15 protein-coding genes are annotated in these 16,412 nt (G+C 72.0%); 7 read left to right on the forward strand and 8 right to left on the reverse strand.

The window, feature by feature from the left end; all coding sequences use genetic code 11:
- Nucleotides 1–75 precede the first annotated feature (75 nt).
- A complete protein-coding gene (locus tag OHA84_RS07500; protein WP_266974118.1) occupies nucleotides 76–534 on the forward strand; it encodes a pyridoxamine 5'-phosphate oxidase family protein in 459 nt (152 codons plus the stop codon).
- Between the two features lie 29 nt (nucleotides 535–563).
- Here the strand turns inward: OHA84_RS07500 and OHA84_RS07505 are convergent, their stop codons facing one another.
- Nucleotides 564–1,463: a LysR family transcriptional regulator gene (locus tag OHA84_RS07505; protein ID WP_053683186.1), complete on the reverse strand. Its 900-nt coding sequence runs from the start codon at nucleotides 1,461–1,463 to the stop codon at nucleotides 564–566.
- A gap of 74 nt (nucleotides 1,464–1,537) precedes the next feature.
- Here OHA84_RS07505 and OHA84_RS07510 point away from each other — a divergent pair, with 74 nt between their 5' ends.
- Nucleotides 1,538–2,572, forward strand: a complete 1,035-nt coding sequence (locus OHA84_RS07510; protein WP_266972499.1) for a DMT family transporter — start codon at nucleotides 1,538–1,540, stop codon at nucleotides 2,570–2,572.
- 160 nt (nucleotides 2,573–2,732) lie between these two features.
- On the opposite strand, the gene OHA84_RS07515 is transcribed toward OHA84_RS07510, so the two are convergent.
- Nucleotides 2,733–4,064, reverse strand: coding sequence for an aminotransferase class I/II-fold pyridoxal phosphate-dependent enzyme (locus tag OHA84_RS07515; protein WP_266972497.1), 1,332 nt, complete (start codon nucleotides 4,062–4,064; stop codon nucleotides 2,733–2,735).
- Between the two features lie 37 nt (nucleotides 4,065–4,101).
- Here OHA84_RS07515 and OHA84_RS07520 point away from each other — a divergent pair, with 37 nt between their 5' ends.
- A complete protein-coding gene (locus OHA84_RS07520; protein ID WP_266972495.1) occupies nucleotides 4,102–4,806 on the forward strand; it encodes a pyridoxamine 5'-phosphate oxidase family protein in 705 nt (234 codons plus the stop codon).
- On the opposite strand, the gene OHA84_RS07525 is transcribed toward OHA84_RS07520, so the two are convergent.
- Nucleotides 4,788–5,744: a DMT family transporter gene (locus OHA84_RS07525; protein WP_266972493.1), complete on the reverse strand. Its 957-nt coding sequence runs from the start codon at nucleotides 5,742–5,744 to the stop codon at nucleotides 4,788–4,790. The two genes, OHA84_RS07520 and OHA84_RS07525, sit on opposite strands and share 19 nt — an antisense overlap.
- A 163-nt stretch (nucleotides 5,745–5,907) precedes the next feature.
- Nucleotides 5,908–6,864 (reverse strand): DMT family transporter, encoded by a 957-nt coding sequence (locus OHA84_RS07530; RefSeq protein ID WP_053683790.1) that lies wholly within the window; start codon nucleotides 6,862–6,864, stop codon nucleotides 5,908–5,910.
- A gap of 171 nt (nucleotides 6,865–7,035) precedes the next feature.
- Here OHA84_RS07530 and OHA84_RS07535 point away from each other — a divergent pair, with 171 nt between their 5' ends.
- Entirely contained in the window at nucleotides 7,036–7,464 is a 429-nt protein-coding gene (locus tag OHA84_RS07535) for an SRPBCC family protein (RefSeq protein ID WP_266972491.1), read from the forward strand.
- Between the two features lie 164 nt (nucleotides 7,465–7,628).
- Here the strand turns inward: OHA84_RS07535 and OHA84_RS07540 are convergent, their stop codons facing one another.
- On the reverse strand, nucleotides 7,629–8,249 hold the full coding sequence (locus OHA84_RS07540; protein ID WP_078999660.1) for a PadR family transcriptional regulator: 621 nt from the start codon (nucleotides 8,247–8,249) through the stop codon (nucleotides 7,629–7,631).
- Nucleotides 8,250–8,434: 185 nt separating this feature from the next.
- On the opposite strand from OHA84_RS07540, the gene OHA84_RS07545 reads away from it, so the two are divergent.
- Nucleotides 8,435–9,253, forward strand: a complete 819-nt coding sequence (locus OHA84_RS07545) for a PhzF family phenazine biosynthesis protein (RefSeq protein WP_266972488.1) — start codon at nucleotides 8,435–8,437, stop codon at nucleotides 9,251–9,253.
- A gap of 18 nt (nucleotides 9,254–9,271) precedes the next feature.
- On the opposite strand, the gene OHA84_RS07550 is transcribed toward OHA84_RS07545, so the two are convergent.
- Both OHA84_RS07550 and OHA84_RS07555 read right to left on the reverse strand, forming a co-directional pair.
- Nucleotides 9,272–10,069: a CPBP family intramembrane glutamic endopeptidase gene (locus tag OHA84_RS07550; protein WP_266951589.1), complete on the reverse strand. Its 798-nt coding sequence runs from the start codon at nucleotides 10,067–10,069 to the stop codon at nucleotides 9,272–9,274.
- 102 nt (nucleotides 10,070–10,171) lie between these two features.
- On the reverse strand, nucleotides 10,172–11,707 hold the full coding sequence (locus tag OHA84_RS07555) for a glutamate-cysteine ligase family protein (RefSeq protein ID WP_053683771.1): 1,536 nt from the start codon (nucleotides 11,705–11,707) through the stop codon (nucleotides 10,172–10,174).
- Nucleotides 11,708–12,202: 495 nt separating this feature from the next.
- Here OHA84_RS07555 and OHA84_RS07560 point away from each other — a divergent pair, with 495 nt between their 5' ends.
- Nucleotides 12,203–12,823, forward strand: coding sequence for a hypothetical protein (locus OHA84_RS07560; protein ID WP_053683769.1), 621 nt, complete (start codon nucleotides 12,203–12,205; stop codon nucleotides 12,821–12,823).
- A gap of 298 nt (nucleotides 12,824–13,121) precedes the next feature.
- Nucleotides 13,122–13,310: a DUF5999 family protein gene (locus OHA84_RS07565; RefSeq protein WP_053683766.1), complete on the forward strand. Its 189-nt coding sequence runs from the start codon at nucleotides 13,122–13,124 to the stop codon at nucleotides 13,308–13,310.
- 107 nt (nucleotides 13,311–13,417) lie between these two features.
- Here the strand turns inward: OHA84_RS07565 and gcvP are convergent, their stop codons facing one another.
- Nucleotides 13,418–16,303 (reverse strand): aminomethyl-transferring glycine dehydrogenase, encoded by a 2,886-nt coding sequence (gcvP, locus tag OHA84_RS07570; protein ID WP_053683764.1) that lies wholly within the window; start codon nucleotides 16,301–16,303, stop codon nucleotides 13,418–13,420.
- Nucleotides 16,304–16,412 lie beyond the last annotated feature (109 nt).

Raw genomic sequence — 16,412 nt, forward strand, 5'->3', positions numbered from 1 at the left:
ACGGCCGAAGAGCCCGCATGATTCCTGACACACAGTCAGATGTGAAGGGGCGCGGGACGGATGGACGAGGCACGCGTGGACCGGACGCAACGGCGGGGCCGCCGCATCATGATGACCGACGAGGAGGTGGACGCGTTCCTGCGCGAGCAGCGCACCTGCCGGGTGGCCACCGTCTCCCCGGACGGACGCCCCCACGTCGGGGCCCTGTGGTTCGTCTGGGACGGGAGTTCGCTGTGGCTGTACTCGATCACGCGCAGCCGCCGCTGGTCCGACCTGCGCGAGAACCCCCGGATCTCGGTGGTCGTGGACGCGGGCGAGGCGTACGACGAACTGCGCGGGGTCGAACTGTCCGGCAGCGCGGTCTTCGTGGGCGAGGCTCCCCGCACGGGAGAGCCGTGCCCGGAGCTGACGGAGGCCGAACGCCTCTTCCCGGTGAAGAACTTCGGGATCGAGGAGATGCCGCACGACGGGCGCCACGCCTGGATACGACTCACCCCGGAGTCGATCGTCTCGTGGGACTTCCGCAAGCTCTAGAGCCATGCCCCGGGCCCCAGGCGGCGGTCCTACAGCGTCGAGGCGGTCGCCTTGAGGGCGTCGACGGCGGCTCGGACGGAGGGCCGCCGGTCGGCGTCCGCCCGCCAGACGACGTACACGTGCCGGCGGACGGCGTCACTCACCGGCAGCAGTCGCACCCCGGACGGGACGGGCCCACGCCCCAGCCGGGGGGTCACGCACACGCCGAGTCCCGCTTCGACGAAGGCCAGTTGGGTGTGGTGCTCCTCGGCGATGTGCGCGATGCGGGGCTCGATGCCGATGCCGCGCAGGGTGAACACCAGCCACTCGTGACAGAACTGGCCCTCGTTCCAGGAGATCCACTCCTCGTCGGCGAAGTCGGCCAGTGAAACCAGGGACCGCCCGGCGTGCCGGTGACCGGCCGGCACCGCGATGTCGACGGAGTCCTCCAGCAGATGGCAGCGGGTGAGCTCGACGGGCACCGGCATCCGCTTGTTGTGCCAGTCGATGGCCAGGGCCAGGTCGAGATCACCGCGCACCACCGCGGCCATGCTCTCCCCCGGCTCCTGCTCCCGCACTCGAGTGCGGAGATCGGGGTGTCCCGTGCGCAGCGCCGTCAGCGCCCCGGGCAGCAGTCCGCGCATGGCGGTCGGAAAGGCGCCGATCTGCAACTCCCCTACCGCACATCCACGTTGGGCCTCGACCTCGGCCTGGGCGAGTTCGACCTGGGAGAGGATCCGGGCCGCGTGGTCGGCGAGCAGACGCCCGGCATCGGTCAGCCGGACTCCGCGCCCGTTCTTGGCCAGCAGCGGCTGGCCCACCTCCCGCTCCAACTTGGCCATCTGCTGGGAGACCGCGGAGGTGGTGACGTGCAGCCCGTCCGCCGCGCCGCCGACCGAGCCGTGGCGGGCGAAGGCATCGAGGGTGCGCAGGCGCTCCAGGTTCAACATGTAAGCAATGCTACGACGAGAGCCCCACACATTCTCGCTTGTTCTAATGCGTCGGACGCCACAGAGTAAACCCCATGAGCGCACCCACCACCCCGAGACCGGCCGCCGAGGCTCTCCCCGACTCCCTCCCCGATCCCCTGCCGATCACCGTCGCCGCGACCGTCGCCCCACCGCCCGACGCTCGCCGGGGCGGCCTCGACTGGCGAATCCGGTTCGCCGTCCTCTCGGTGATCTGGGGCTTCAGCTTCCTGCTGATCAAGGTGGGCACGGAGGCCTACGCCCCGTTCCAGGTCGCTCTCGGTCGGGTCGCCTTCGGCGCCCTCGCGCTGCTCACGGTCCTGTTGCTGCGCCGCGAGCGGCTCCCCCGGGGCCGGCGGACCTGGGCCCACCTGACGGTGGCGGCGCTCCTGCTCAACACCGCGCCGTTCTCGCTCTTCGCGTACGCCGAGCTGAGCATCCCCTCCAGCCTGGCCGGCATCTGCAACGCGACCTCCCCCCTGTGGGGCATGGCCCTCTCCCTGGTCGCCCTGTCCGAGGACCGCCCCACCCGCCGCCGGTTCGCCGGCCTGGGCCTCGGCTTCCTCGGCGTGCTCACCGTCCTCGGAGCCTGGCAGGGCTTCTCGGGGGTCGACGCCACGGGCACCGCGCTCGCCCTGCTGGCCTCGCTCTGCTACCCGATCGGCTGGATCTACGTCCGCCGCACGCTGGCCGGCACTCCCGGCTCGCCGGTGGCCCTGACCGGCGCGCAGCTCGGCATCTCGACGGTCCAACTGCTGCTGGTCAGCGCCCTGTTCACTTCGGCGCCGCACTCGTTCCCGCTCTGGCCGACCCTGTCGGTGATCGCCCTGGGCGCCCTCGGCACCGGATTGGCCCTGCAGATGCAGTACGGACTGGTGACGGAGGTCGGCCCGACCACCGCACAGATGGTCACCTACTTCATCCCCGTCATCGCCACCACGGCGGGCGTCCTGGTCCTGGGCGAGCAGCTCCACTGGAACACCCCGGTCGGCGCGGCCATCGTCCTGGCCGGCGCGGCCCTCACCCAGACCCGCACCCCGAAGCCCCCCGCCAACTCCGACCCCGCCCCAACCAGCCCCGCCGGCGTTTGAGGCGCGGGGGTCCGGGGGCGGAGCCCCCGGCAACGGCGCCGCACCCGCCCACCGGCCGACAGCGCAACGACGGGGCGCGGGCCGACCACCCCGGCCCGCGCCCCCGCACCCCGCGCCCCGCGCCCCGCCCCACCCCAACCCCCGGCGGAGCACCCCCGCCTCAGTCGAACCGTCCTCCCACCGCCGGCCGCACCGCGAGGGCCACCGCGTCCGCGAGCCCCGCCACCTCCTCCACCCCGAGACCGGACACGGTGATCCGTACCCCGGGTCCGCTCTCCACCCGGAACCGCGCCCCCGGCGCCACCGCCCAGCCCGCCCCCAGCAACCGCGCCACCGTGCCCGTCTCGTCGGCGACCGGTACCCACACGTTCATCCCGCTGCGCCCGTACGCCCGCACCCCGCGCCGCTCCAGGGCCGCGACGAGCCCGTCCCGCCGTTCCCCGTACGACCGCGCCACGGCGGCCGCGTCCACCGCACCCGTGGTCCACAGTTCGACCACCGCGTACTGGAGCAGCCGGCTCACCCAACCCGGCCCCAGTCGCTGCCTTCCGCGCACCCGGTCCATCGTGACCGTGTCTCCCGTCAGCACCGCGAGTCGCAGGTCCGGCCCGTAGGCCTTGGCGGTGGACCGGACCAGCGCCCAGTGTCGGGTTACCCCGCCCAGGCATTGCAACGGCAGGTCCACGATCCCGTGTCCGTGGTCGTCGTCGAGGACCAGTACCTCCGGGTGGAGTGCCAGCAACTCCCGCAGTTCCCCGGCCCGGTGCGCGCTCACCGCCGCGCCCGTCGGGTTCTGCGCCCTGGCCGTGACCACCAGCGCTCGCGCCCCGTCCGCCAGGGCCCGCGCCACCGCCTCCGGCCGCGGCCCCTCGTCGTCCACGGCGACCGGCAGCACCCGCAGCCCCAGCGCGGGCGCCAGGTCCAGCACGCTCCCCCAGCCCGGGTCCTCCACGGCCACGGCGTCGCCGGGGCGCAGGTGGGCGGCCAGTACGCGTTCGATGCCGTCGAGAGCCCCCGAGGTGAGCCCGACGGGCCCGGCCGGCACCCCGTCGGCGTCGAGGCCGGCGCGGGCGAGGGCCGCCAACTCCGGGGCGACCGGGTCGGTCCCGTACAGGGTGGGTGTCCGCGCGTACCGTCGGGCGGCGGCGGCCAGGGCTCCCTCCAGCGAGGGCAGCAGCGAGACGTCCGGGTTGCCCGAGGCGACGTCGCGCACGCCGGGCGGGATGTCCATCCGCAGCGCGTCGCGGGGCGCGCTCGCCGGCCGGGACCTGATGCGGCTGCCGCGCCGGCCGTCCGTCTCGATGACCCCGCGTTCGCGCAGGGTTCGGTAGGCGGCGGCCACGGTGTTCGGGTTCACCCCGAGGACTCCGGCGAGTTCCCGCATCGGCGGCAGCAGCGTTCCCGGGGGGAGCGCGCCCGATCCGATGCCCGTTTCGACGCTGGCCGCGATGTCCGATGCGCGACGCCCTACGATCCGATAGTCTCCTAGCACAAACGACATTATGCACTAGTGCAACGGAGTTCGCACCATGACCGCCACGCCCGCCACCGAGCCGACCACGCCGACCGCCGCGCGGCCGACCTCCGCGTACGAGCCCACCGACCGCACCGTCCCGACCCGTTCCCGGGACCGGGCGCGCTACGACCACGAGACCGTGCACGCGATACTCGACCAGGCCTACGTCTGTCACCTCGGCTTCGTGCGCGGCGGCGCGCCGGTGGTCCTGCCGACGCTGTTCGGCCGGATCGGCGACGCCCTCTACCTCCACGGCTCGACCGGGTCTCGTCCCCTGCTCGCGGCGGGCAAGGCCGATCCGGGTCTGCCGGTCTGCGTGACCGTGACGCACGTCGACGGTCTGGTGCTGGCCCGGTCGGCCTTCCACCACTCCCTGAACTACCGCTCGGTGGTCATCCACGGCACCGCCTACCAGGTCACCGACGAGCAGGAGTGCCGGACGGCGCTCGACGCCCTCGTCGACCAGGTCGTGCCCGGCCGGTCCGCCGACTGCCGGCCCCCCACGGCCAAGGAGCTCGCGGCCACCGTCGTGATCCGGCTGGACCTGACCGAGGTGTCCGCCAAGCTGCGCACGGGCGGGCCGAGCGACGACGCCGAGGACCTGGGCCTGCCCTTCTGGTCGGGCGTGGTCCCGGTCGCCCCGGCGTACGGGACGCCGGTCCCGGCCGCCGACCTGTCCCCCGGCGTCGCCGTCCCGGACTACCTCGCCACGCTCTGAGGCACCGGGGCGGGCCTGACCGCCGGCCCGCCCGCCGGCCTGCGCGCCTCGGCGACGATCAGCGCCCCGACGGCCGTCAGCAGCAGTACGGTGCCCAGGATCACGGCCCCGGTCAGCCGTTCTCCGAGCAGCAGGACGGCGATCACCGCCGCGCTCACCGGCTCGATCAGCATGATCACCGACACCGTGGCGGCCCGCACCGCGGCGGCCCCGTGGAAGTAGAGCGCGTACGCCAGGGCCGTCGGCACGGTGGCCACGTACACGAGCAGCCAGAGCACCCGCCCGAGTTCGGCCGTGTGCGGAAGCAGGCCCTCCACCGCGGCGAGCGGCAGCAGGCACACCGTGCCCACCGCCACCGACCAGGCGGTGGTGACCAGCGGGTCCCCGCCGGCCCCGCGCTGCCCGAGCCGGCGGGCCCGCAGGGTCATGGCGGCGTAGCCAGCGGCCGACAACAGCGCCCAGCCGACGCCGATCGGCCGCACTTCGCCGCCACCGCTGCCCAGTACCAGCACCGCCAGCCCGGCCAGCGCCCCGCCGACGGCGACGATCCCGCCGCGTCCGAGCCGTTCGCCCATCCAGTACCGGGCACCGACGCTGATCAGGACGGGCCCCGCCCCCAGGGTGACCACGGTCCCGACGGCCAGACCGGTCTCCCGCACCGCGGCGAAGTACGCGGCCTGGAACAGGGTGAACATCAGTCCGGTGGCGATCAGCGAGCCGGCCGAGGGCCGCGGCAGGGCGGCAGCGGGGCGACGGACCGCGAGAACGGCGAGCAGGACCGCCAACCCGCCCGCGCACCGCCAGAACGACAGGGCGAGCGGTCCGAGGTCACTGGCGAGGAACAGCAGCGAGGCGGCCGCCCCGGCGGTTCCCCAGGCGGCTCCGGCGACGACGAGGGAGAGAAGACTGCGCCCGGCTGCGGGCGATTGGTTCGACACGTGTGACTCCGCGCGTGCGTGAAGGATGAGGGAAAGGGGTCATCGCTTCGCGGGCAGCGCGAATCCGCCCGGGATCTCCCCGGGGCGGGGTACTCGTTCGCTCGAAGGCCGCCCGCGCTAGGCGGCGGGAGGCGGAAGCACGGTCGAAGGCATGCTCGGAACCCTAAGCCTTGGCCGTCTCGCGGTCCAACACGGCCGGGTCGGCCGCCCCCGGCGGGGTGGGTCGCGCGGACTGCGCGATGAAGGCCCCGCCCAGAACCAGCGCCCCGCCCGCGATCTGCCAGGAGGAGAGGTGCTCGCCCAGCAACACCCAGGCCAGCACGGTCGCGATGACCGCTTCCAGGCAGGCCACCACGCCCGCCACCTGCGGCGACAGCCGGCGCACCGAGACGACCCCGGTCAGGTACGCGAACACGGTCGCGATCAGCACGACCCAGCCGAGCAGCACCACCGCCGGCACCATCGTGTCGCCGAGCGCCGCGTCGGAGCCCAGCACCGCCCAGTCCATCCGCCAGGGCCGGGCGATCACGGTCATGACCAGCGCGCCGACGATCATGCCGAACGCGATCACGCCCAGCGGGTCGGGGACGTCGTCCCCGTCGGTCCCCTGGTCGGCGAACACGAAGTAGAACGCCTGGCAGCAGGCGGCGGCGAGACCCAGCAGCACCCCGAGCGGGTCCAGGCTCAGCCCGGCCCAGATCTCCACGACGCACGCCAGCCCGACGACGGCCACCGCCGCCCCGGCGGCGGCCGCCCGGGTCACCGGCTTGCGCTGCACGAAGCGGATCCAGCCCAGCAGCAGGGCGGGCCCCAGGTACTCCAGCAGGAGTGCCACGCCGACGGGGATCCGGGACAGGGAGGCGAAGTAGAAGGCCTGCACACCGGCGACGGCGATCAGTCCGAAGCCGGCCAGCAGGAACGGTTTGCGGCGCACCAGGTCGCGATGGCGCCAGGCCAGGGGGGACAGCACGAGCGCCGCACCCGCCACCCGCAACCACACCACGTGCAACGGGTCCAGACCCGCCTCGATCAGCGGCTTCGCCGCGACGCCGGAACCACCGAACGCACACGCCGAGACGAGGGCGAGGCCCAGTCCGGCGTTCTTCCCTGACGCTTGCATGGCCACATGATGGCAGGAGGCGTCAGGACCGTCACCGTCATGACACCTGTTGAGACGCACCCGACACCCACCTCGGCCCGACGCATCGGATCTGACAGGTCGTCAGTATTGAATGTTCCGCCTGCCGGGGCTACCTTCCGCCGCACGTACCCGACGAGAAGGGGTGGTCGCATGGCCGAAGTCACCGCGGAATCACGCATCGAGGCGCCCGCCGCGAAGCTCTGGGCGCAGCTGACGGACTGGGACGCGTACGGCCGGTGGAGCATGACCCACACCAACTTCCCGAAGGGCGGACCCGAGACCCTGGCGGTCGGATCGACCTTCGCGGAGAACATGAAGATGATGGGCTTCCCGGCCGAGGTCGTCTGGACCGTCTCGGAGCTGGAGGACGAACGCCTCTTCGCCATCACGGGCAAGGGCCCGATGGGCGTGGCCGTCCTCACCCGGTACACCCTGATCCCGGACGGCGGGGCCACCACCGTGAAGATCGACGGCGAGTTCACCGGAGCCGCCGTGTCACTGATGGCCGGCAAGCTGAAGGACTCGGCCACGGCCGCGCTCAACGAATCGCTGCGCAAGCTCGCGGGCCTGGTCGCCTGACCCGCACCGCCACCGCACGCCGGTACGCGCGAGGGCGCGCCCCGCGGGAGGATTCCCGCGGGGCGCGCCCTCGCATGGTGTCGGCCGACCCAGTGCCGGCCGGCTCAGTGCTCGTCGACTCAGTACTCATCGACTCAGCGCTCGTCGGCCCAGTGCTCGTCGGCTCAGTGCTCGTCGGCCAGGATCAGGTAGAGCTTCTTGCGTGCGTCGTTGATGACCCCGAGGGCCTTCTCGCGCTGCTCGGGCGTGCCGGTCTTGAAGACCTGCCCGAAGGCTTCCATCAGGCCGACTCCGGCCGTCCGGACCTCGTGCATCGCCTCGAAGTCGAAGCCGCGCCCGGCGTCCGCCCACGGGGCGTCCGGACCCGACTCGGCCTCGGTGCGGCCGGCGTCGGTGAGCGTGAACAGCTTCTTGCCGCCCTCGCTCTCGTTCGTGATGAGGCCCTCGTCCTCCAGCAGTTGCAGGGTCGGGTAGACCGAGCCGGGGCTGGGCTTCCAGGCCCCTCCGCTGCGCTCCCCGATCTCCTGGATCATCTCGTAGCCGTGCATCGGCCGGTCCGCGAGCAGCGCCAGGATGGAGGCGCGTACGTCACCCCGGCGGGCCCGACCGCGCGGTCCGCCGCGTCCGCCGCGCCCTCCGAAGGGTCCGCCGCCGAAGGGCGGTCCGAACGGGCCGAAGGCGGCGCGACGCCCGCCGAACTCCTCCCGACGGTCCGGCCCGCAGTGGCCGTGACCCCGTCCGTGCTCGTGGCCGTGGTCGTGTCCGTGCTGTCCGTGTGAACGCATGACTGCGCTCCTTTCGTCATCGAGTGTTCTCGCCGTCCGACCCGATGTCCGACGGCTTCGATGTCTCCACTATCACTGATCGCTCACGATACGTCAACGATATATCGGAAACTCTTCGGCGACAGAGCCAGGCACCCCGGATTGGCCTTTGGCGGCGTTCCCCGACCCGCCCTACGGTCGGGGTCATGCGCATCCGAATCGTCGACGCCTTCACGGACCGCCCCTTCCACGGGAACCCCGCCGGGGTCCTGCTGCTGGACGGCGCGTTCCCTCCGGACTCCTGGCTCCAGCAGGTCGCCGCCGAGGTCAGCCTCTCCGAGACCGCCTTCGCCCGGCCGCTGCCGGCGGGCGGGGAGGCCGACTGGGAGCTGCGCTGGTTCACCCCGGCCGCCGAGGTGGACATGTGCGGCCACGCCACCCTCGCGACCGCCCACGTCCTCGCGACGACCGGCCGGGCGAGCGGTCTGATCCGCTTCGCCGCCCGCTGCGGGATCCTCACGGCGCGGACGGCCGAGGACGGCACGATCACCATGGACTTCCCGACCTCCTCGCTGACGGAGGTCGAGCCGGTGCCCGAGGTGGAGCGCGCGCTGGGCGCCGCGATCGTCTCGGTGCACGACACCTCCGCCCACGTCGGCGACCTGGTGGTGGAGCTCGCGGACGAGCGGACGGTGCGGGAGCTCACCCCCGACATCGCCGCCCTGCGCGGCTACGCCCGCCGCGGGGTGATCGTCACCGCGGCCGCAGAGGACCCCTCACGCGGCCACGACTTCGTCTCACGCGGCTTCTTCCCGGCGTTCGGCATCGACGAGGACCCCGTCACGGGCAGCGCCCACACCGCGCTCGCCCCGTTCTGGGCGCGTCGCCTCGGCCGCACCACGCTGACGGGCCTCCAGGGCGGATCCCGTACGGGTCTGGTCCGCGTCACCCTCGCCGGTGAGCGCACCCTGCTGACCGGTCACGCCGTCACGGTCCTGGACGGGGAGCTCCTCACCCGCCCCTGAGGACCGTCCGAGGACTCCTCAGGGGGTCGGCAGCCAGCCCACCTTGCCCGCGAGCAGGGCGTAGCCGCCGAAGGCCACGATGTCGAGCAGCGCGTGCGCGACGACGAGCGGTCCGACCCGCCCCCAACGGCGGTAGGCCAGCACGAACACCATGCCCATCACCATGTTGCCGATGAAGCCGCCGATGCCCTGGTAGAGGTGGTAGGAGCCGCGCAGTGCCGAGCTGGCCAGCAGTGACGCCGTCGGGGACCAGCCCAGTTGGTCGAGCCGGCGCAGCAGGTAGGCCAGCACGATGACCTCCTCGACCACGGAGTTCTGCAGCGCGGAGAGGATCAGTACGGGGAACTTCCACCACACGTCCGGCAGCGCCTCCGGCACCACCGTCAGGTTGAATCCGGTGGCGCGGGCCGCCAGGTAGAAGGCGAGCCCGGCGCTGCCGATGCCGGCGGCGACCAGCGCGCCGCGACTCAGGTCGAACAGCGGCCTGGTCCGGTCGAAGCCCAGTGTCCGCAGCCCCGGCGCGCCTTCGCGGGTCAGCAGGTGCGCGACGAGCAGTACGGGAACGAGCGCGCTCGCGATCCCGAACAGTTGCCAGGACAGGTCCAGCCAGGGCCGCCCGGGCGCGTACGACCCGTTCAGCGTGGCCGCCTGGTCCTTGAGCCCACCCGGCTTGGTGAGCGAACCGATGAAGCTGATCAGGGCCGAGACCCCGCTCGCCCCCAGCGACAGCGCGAGGACGAGCAGCGTCTCGGTCCGCAGGTACCCGCGGCTCTCTTCCCGCAGGTCCTTGACCACCGGCTCCGGCTCCACCCGCACGCCCGACTCCCGTCCCGCCGCGATCGGTGTCGCGACGTGCCGTCACGACACCCCCATACTGCCTCCTCGGCGGGGGGACGGGATCATCGGACCCGGTCGGGGTCAGCGTCGGGCCGCCGCTGCGGCGTCCACCTCCTGCCCGGCGAGCCCGACCGGCCAGGTGTGCACGGGCTCGCCCCGGTGCGACAGCTCGCTGTAGCGCCGGGTGGTGGCCGCCAGCGCGTCGTCGCGTCCCAGGCCGGCCGCGACGGCCCGGTGGAAGGTGTCCACCTGCCAGGTCGCACCGTTCACCCGGAGCCGACACCGCTGTTCGATGATCCCCAGGTAGTGGTCCCGGTCCGCCGGCGCGATCCCCCAGGCGTCCAGCCCGGCCGCCGCCATCGGAAGCAGCTCGTCGAGCACCAACCGCACCGCCGGCACGCTCGCCAGACCTCCGCCCCTGCCCCGACGCGGCCAGCGCAGCCGCGCGTCGATCCCGTACCGGCAGGCCGCGTCGAAGTTGGCCTCGGCCTCCGCGAACGGCAGCCTCGTCCAGACCGGCCGCTGCTCGTCCGCGAGCGTGCGCACCAGCCCGTAGTAGAAGGCGGCGTTGGCGACCACGTCGGCCACGGTGGGCCCGGCCGGCAGCACCCGGTTCTCCACCCGCAGGTGCGGCACCCCGTCGGCGACCCCGTACACGGGCCGGTTCCAGCGGTAGACCGTGCCGTTGTGCAGCACCAGCTCCTGCAGGCTCGGCACCCCTCCCTCGGCGAGCACCCGCAGCGGCTCCTCCTCGTCGCAGATCGGCAGCAGGGACGGGAAGAAGCGGACGTTCTCCGCGAAGAGTTCGTACGCCGAGTCCACCCACCGCTCCCCGAACCAGGTCCGCGGCCGCACACCCTGCGACTGGAGTTCGGGCGGCCGCGTGTCGGTGGCCTGGGTGAAGAGCGGCGGCCGCGACTCCCGCCACAGCTCGTGCCCGAACAGGAACGGCGAGTTGGCGCCGACCGCCGTCTGTACGGCGGACACCGCCTGGGCCGCGTTCCACACGTCCGAGAACCGGGCCGGGGTCACCTGGAGGTGCAGTTGCACCGAGGTGCAGGCGGCCTCGGGCACGATCGATCCGGAGGTCCAGGTCAGCCGCTCGACACCGTCGATGTCGAGGATGAAGTCCTCGCCGCGCATCATCAGGATCTGCTCGTTGAGCAGCGAGTACCGGTCCACGGCGGAGAGGTTGGCCAGAGCCAGGTCGGAGCGGGTGATCGTCGGCAGGATACCGATCATCACCACTCCGGCGTCGATCGCGGCGGCCTGCCGGTGGGCATAGTGCAACCCCGCGCCGAGTTCTTCGGCGAGCTGGTCGAATACCCGCCCGCCGAGGCGGTGCGGGAGTACGTTCACCTCCAGGTTGAACATTCCGAGTTCGGTCTGGAAATCGGGACTCGCTATACGTTCCAGAACCTCGGCATTCACCATTCTCGGCAACCCGTCGGCACCCGCGAGATTCAGTTCGATCTCCAGTCCCATCATGTTCTTGGGCCGATCGAACCTCTTCTCCGCCAGAAGGCGCTCCAGCCCCTCCAGGCACTCGTGGAGCTTCCTTCGATACCGATGCCGATCGGACAGGTCGAATCCGCCTGCCACGACCTTCTCCCCCATCGAAGCGTCCCTCCTCGAATGGGCCTGGCCCGGTGCACCCAGGCGCGCGTTACGGTCGATGATGCCCCGGCGGAGTGATCGATAACGCGGCGGGGGCGCGCATGGCGGACAGCGCGCGCCGGTTTGGCCCGAAGGGCGCTTCGGCACATTCGCCTGGCAAGCTCGAAAGCGCAAATTCCGCCTCGACTTTGCCTATTCCACATAACCGACGCTTTCCAGCCGAGCCCCCGTCCGGTAACCTCCGAGGTCAGCGCGACATGTTCGCGCGCAACCGGCATGAATGCCATGCCAGAGGGACCGGTAAGCGCCTTGTCGGCAATGGCCGGGACAGCTAGCCGAAACACTGCGTGAACACATGTCGTATAAACTCCGCAAACGAGGCAGAGAGTTGGCGCGCGGCCATTGCCCCTCAGCCCCCCTCTGGCCCCAGAATGCGACAGCGCCGTCCGCACCTTCCCCCGCACCCCAGGTCTCCCAAGTGAGAGGCGACCCACCATGCCGCTGCATGTCCCTCCGGCTCCCGCGCCCGCCCTGCGCTGCGTCCTCGCGGCACTCCGCTCCCCCACCGCCGTGCACGAGGCGCACACCCCGGCCCTGCGCAAGATCCAGGGTCCCCTGACCGCGGAACTCCCCCTGCCGGTCCACGTACTCGACCGGTTGCAGGCCTCGCCGCTCACGACCGGCGGCCGGCCGCCCCGCACGCGGTTGACCGGCTGGCGGTTCATGATCCGCAGCGGGGACCGTTTCGTCGCCGCGGCCGACACCCGGCTCACGGCGGACGGCTGGGCCTTCTCCCACTTCTTCGAGGGCCCCTACGTGGCGGCGACCGAACGCGCCCTGCGTCAGGCCGAGTCGCTCGGCAAGAACCACCAGCCGAGACTCCTGTCCGTACCGGAGCTGTACATGCTGACCCTCTGGCTGCACGGGGCGGTCAACGCCGACGCCTCGGCGGGCCTGCCGGACGCCGCCGACCTGCTGATCCCCCTGGCCCCGGCGCCCCCCGGGATCGCGCCCTTCCGACCGCACACCGTGTCCGAGCTGCTGCCCGTACTGACCCGTCGACTCACTCCGCCCGCCCCTCCGGCACCGCCCGCGGTGGCCGCACCGGCGGCCTGACCGGCGCTCCTCGACCGGCGCTCCTCGACCGGCATGGCCCAAGTTGCCCATTCGGCCTAGCCCGCTCGGACCACTGGTGAACCACCCGAAATGACAGGGGAGTTGGCCTGAACCGCCCGCACGAGTGATGCGTCCTCAATGTATGAGGACAGCTGCCGGGAAATACCTACGAAGCAGCCGTCGTGGGGGAACACTGAGGACATGCTCCCCGCAGGCGCGGGGATGACCCAGGGGGACGGCCATGAATCACGCATCGAGCCGTAGCACACAGACCACATCGCAGCGAAAGAACGCATCCATGTGCCAGCACCAGCCAGCCTGCCCGACGTCAGACTCCGCCGACAGGGAGGCCGCGCTGCCCGTGGCCAACCACCCGGAACAGGGCTGGAGCCTGCTGTGCAACGGCGTCCTGCTCTTCGAGGACACCGGGGAGCTGTTGCCGGACGGCCAGATCATCGCCCCGCACCGGCCGCTCGCGGTCGCCTAGGGGCCGGCCCGCACGGGACGACACGGAACACGGGGAAGGGGCCGGTCCCGGAGCATCGCTCCGGGACCGGCCCCTTACGTGTCACCTCACACGGCCACGATCACGACTCAGTTGTCGTACTCGTCGAGCGGCGGGCAGGAGCACACCAGGTTCCGGTCGCCGAAGGCGCCGTCGATCCGGCGCACCGGCGGCCAGTACTTCTCGGCGGCCGTGACCCCGCCCGGGAAGACGGCCTCGTCGCGGGTGTACGGGTGGTTCCACTCGCCGCCCAGCGCCGCGGCCGTGTGCGGGGAGTTGGCCAGCGGGTTGTCGTCGAGCGGCCATTCGCCGCCCGCGACCCGCTCGATCTCGGCACGGATGGCGATCATCGCGTCGCAGAAGCGGTCGATCTCGGCGAGGTCCTCGGACTCCGTCGGCTCGATCATCAGCGTGCCGGCGACCGGGAAGGACATCGTCGGCGCGTGGAAGCCGTAGTCGATCAGGCGCTTGGCGATGTCGTCGACGCTGACGCCCGTGGCCTTCGAGAGCGGACGCAGGTCGATGATGCACTCGTGGGCGACCAGGTTGCCGGGACCGGTGTAGAGCACCGGGTAGTGCGGCTCCAGGCGCTTGGCGATGTAGTTGGCGCCGAGCACGGCCACCTGGGTGGCGCGCTTGAGGCCCTCGCCGCCCATCAGGCGCACGTACGACCAGGAGATCGGCAGGATGCCGGCCGATCCCCACGGGGCGGCCGAGATCGGGCCGACGCCCGTCTCCGGACCGGCGGTCGGCTGGAGCGGGTGGTTGGGGAGGTACGGGGCCAGGTGCGCCCGGACACCGACCGGGCCGACGCCCGGACCGCCGCCACCGTGCGGGATGCAGAAGGTCTTGTGCAGGTTCAGGTGCGAGACGTCGCCGCCGAAGTGCCCCGGCTTGGCCAGGCCGACGAGGGCGTTGAGGTTCGCGCCGTCCACGTAGACCTGGCCGCCGGCGTCGTGCACCTGGGCGCAGATGTCCGCTACGTGCTCCTCGAACACACCGTGCGTGGACGGGTAGGTGATCATCAGCACGGCGAGTTCGTCGCGGTACTGCTCGATCTTGGCGCGCAGGTCGTCCGCGTCCACCTCGCCGTCGTCGGCGGTCTTGACGACGACGACCTTCATGCCGGCCATCACGGCGCTGGCGGCGTTCGTGCCGTGCGCGGAGGACGGGATGAGACAGATGGTGCGCTGCTCGTCGCCGTTCGCCCGGTGGTACGCGCGGACGGCCAGCAGACCGGCGAGCTCACCCTGGGAACCGGCGTTCGGCTGGATCGACACCTTGTCGTAGCCGGTGACCTCGCAGAGACGTTCCTCCAGCTCGTTGATGAGCGTGAGGTACCCCTCGGCCTGCTCGATCGGGGCGAAGGGGTGCAGCTGCCCGAACTCGGGCCAGGTGACCGGCTCCATCTCGGTGGTCGCGTTGAGCTTCATCGTGCAGGAGCCCAGCGGGATCATGCCGCGGTCCAGCGCGTAGTCCTTGTCCGAAAGCCTGCGCAGGTAGCGCAGCATGGCGGTCTCGGAACGGTGCTGGTGGAAGACCGGGTGGGCCAGGTACTCGTCCGAGCGCAGCAGGCCCTCGGGCAGGCTCTCGGGGGTGATCTCGTCCAGCGCCTCGATGTCGGCGGTGACGCCGAAGGCGGCCCAGACGGCCTCGATGTCGGCGCGCAGCGTGGTCTCGTCACAGGAGATCGACACCAGGTCGGCGTCCACGCGGTACAGGTTGACCCCGCCCGCGCGGGCGGCGGCGACGACCTCGCCGGCTCGGCCCGGCACCCGGACGGTGAGGGTGTCGAAGTACGAGCCGTGCACGACCTTGACCCCGCCGGCCGCCAGCCCCGCGGCGAGCACGCCCGCGTAGCGGTGGGTCCGGCGGGCGATCGTCCGCAGCCCGTCCGGGCCGTGGTAGACGGCGTACATGCCGGCCATGACGGCGAGCAGCACCTGCGCGGTGCAGATGTTGCTGGTGGCCTTCTCGCGGCGGATGTGCTGTTCACGCGTCTGGAGCGCGAGGCGGTACGCCTTGTTGCCGTCCGCGTCCACGGAGACGCCGACGAGGCGGCCGGGGAGCGAGCGGGCGTGCTTGGCCTGGACGGCCATGTAGCCGGCGTGCGGTCCGCCGAAGCCCATCGGGACGCCGAAGCGCTGGGTGGTGCCGACGGCGATGTCCGCGCCCAGCTCGCCCGGGGAGGTGAGCAGGGTCAGCGCGAGGAGGTCGGCGGAGACGGTGACGATGGCACCGAGCTCGTGCGCCTGGTCGATGACCGGCTTGATGTCCCGTACGGCGCCGGAGGCACCCGGGTACTGGAGCAGCACGCCGAAGACGCCGCGCTCGGCGATCTCGGCGGGGATGCCCTCGGACAGGTCGGCGACGACGACCTCGACGCCCGTCGGCTCGGCACGGGTCTCGATCACGGCGATCGTCTGCGGCAGCGCGTCCGCGTCGATCAGGAAGACGCCGTTCTTGACCTTGCCGACGCGGCGGGCCAGCGACATGGCCTCGGCGGCGGCGGTGCCCTCGTCGAGCAGTGAGGCACCGGAGGTCGGCAGGCCGGTCAGGTCCGCGACGACAGTCTGGAAGTTCAGCAGCGCTTCCAGGCGGCCCTGCGAGATCTCGGGCTGGTACGGCGTGTAGGCCGTGTACCAGGCCGGGTTCTCCATGACGTTGCGCAGGATCACCGGCGGCGTGAAAGTCCCGTAGTAGCCGAGACCGATCATGGACGAAAGAACCTGGTTGCGGTCGGCGAGTTCGCGGAGCTCCGCGAGCACCTCGGCCTCGGTCCGCGCCTCGGGCAGGTTCAGCGCCTCTGCGCTGCGGATCACATCGGGCACCGCTGCGGCGGTCAGTTCGTCCAGGGAGCCGTAGCCCACGTGGGCGAGCATCTTCGCCTGCGCCTCGGCATCCGGGCCGATGTGGCGCTGCTCGAAGGGGATGCCTCGCTCCAGCTGGGAGAGCGGAATGCGGTTGGCGGTCATGACGGAGGCCTCCTGGTCGTATGACCTGCGAGGGGCACCACGGCGCGGGCACCCGAACGGCCTCCCCCTCTGTCATCTCAACCTGAGAGCTTCACCGGGCCTCCTGGGT

It is taken from the genome of Streptomyces sp. NBC_00513 (assembly GCF_041431415.1).
In the GTDB taxonomy this organism is placed as follows: Bacteria; Actinomycetota; Actinomycetes; order Streptomycetales; family Streptomycetaceae; genus Streptomyces.

Excerpts from the sequence above, each read along its gene's own strand:
- OHA84_RS07510 (WP_266972499.1), top strand. The coding sequence starts at position 1,538 with ATGAGCGCACCCACCACCCCGAGACCGGCCGCCGAGGCTCTCCCCGAC.
- OHA84_RS07530 (WP_053683790.1), bottom strand. The coding sequence starts at position 6,864 with ATGCAAGCGTCAGGGAAGAACGCCGGACTGGGCCTCGCCCTCGTCTCG.
- OHA84_RS07555 (WP_053683771.1), bottom strand. The coding sequence starts at position 11,707 with ATGGGGGAGAAGGTCGTGGCAGGCGGATTCGACCTGTCCGATCGGCAT.
- OHA84_RS07545 (WP_266972488.1), top strand. The coding sequence starts at position 8,435 with ATGCGCATCCGAATCGTCGACGCCTTCACGGACCGCCCCTTCCACGGG.
- OHA84_RS07560 (WP_053683769.1), top strand. The coding sequence starts at position 12,203 with ATGCCGCTGCATGTCCCTCCGGCTCCCGCGCCCGCCCTGCGCTGCGTC.
- OHA84_RS07565 (WP_053683766.1), top strand. The coding sequence starts at position 13,122 with ATGTGCCAGCACCAGCCAGCCTGCCCGACGTCAGACTCCGCCGACAGG.
- OHA84_RS07535 (WP_266972491.1), top strand. The coding sequence starts at position 7,036 with ATGGCCGAAGTCACCGCGGAATCACGCATCGAGGCGCCCGCCGCGAAG.
- OHA84_RS07505 (WP_053683186.1), bottom strand. The coding sequence starts at position 1,463 with ATGTTGAACCTGGAGCGCCTGCGCACCCTCGATGCCTTCGCCCGCCAC.
- gcvP (WP_053683764.1), bottom strand. The coding sequence starts at position 16,303 with ATGACCGCCAACCGCATTCCGCTCTCCCAGCTGGAGCGAGGCATCCCC.
- OHA84_RS07540 (WP_078999660.1), bottom strand. The coding sequence starts at position 8,249 with ATGCGTTCACACGGACAGCACGGACACGACCACGGCCACGAGCACGGA.
- OHA84_RS07520 (WP_266972495.1), top strand. The coding sequence starts at position 4,102 with ATGACCGCCACGCCCGCCACCGAGCCGACCACGCCGACCGCCGCGCGG.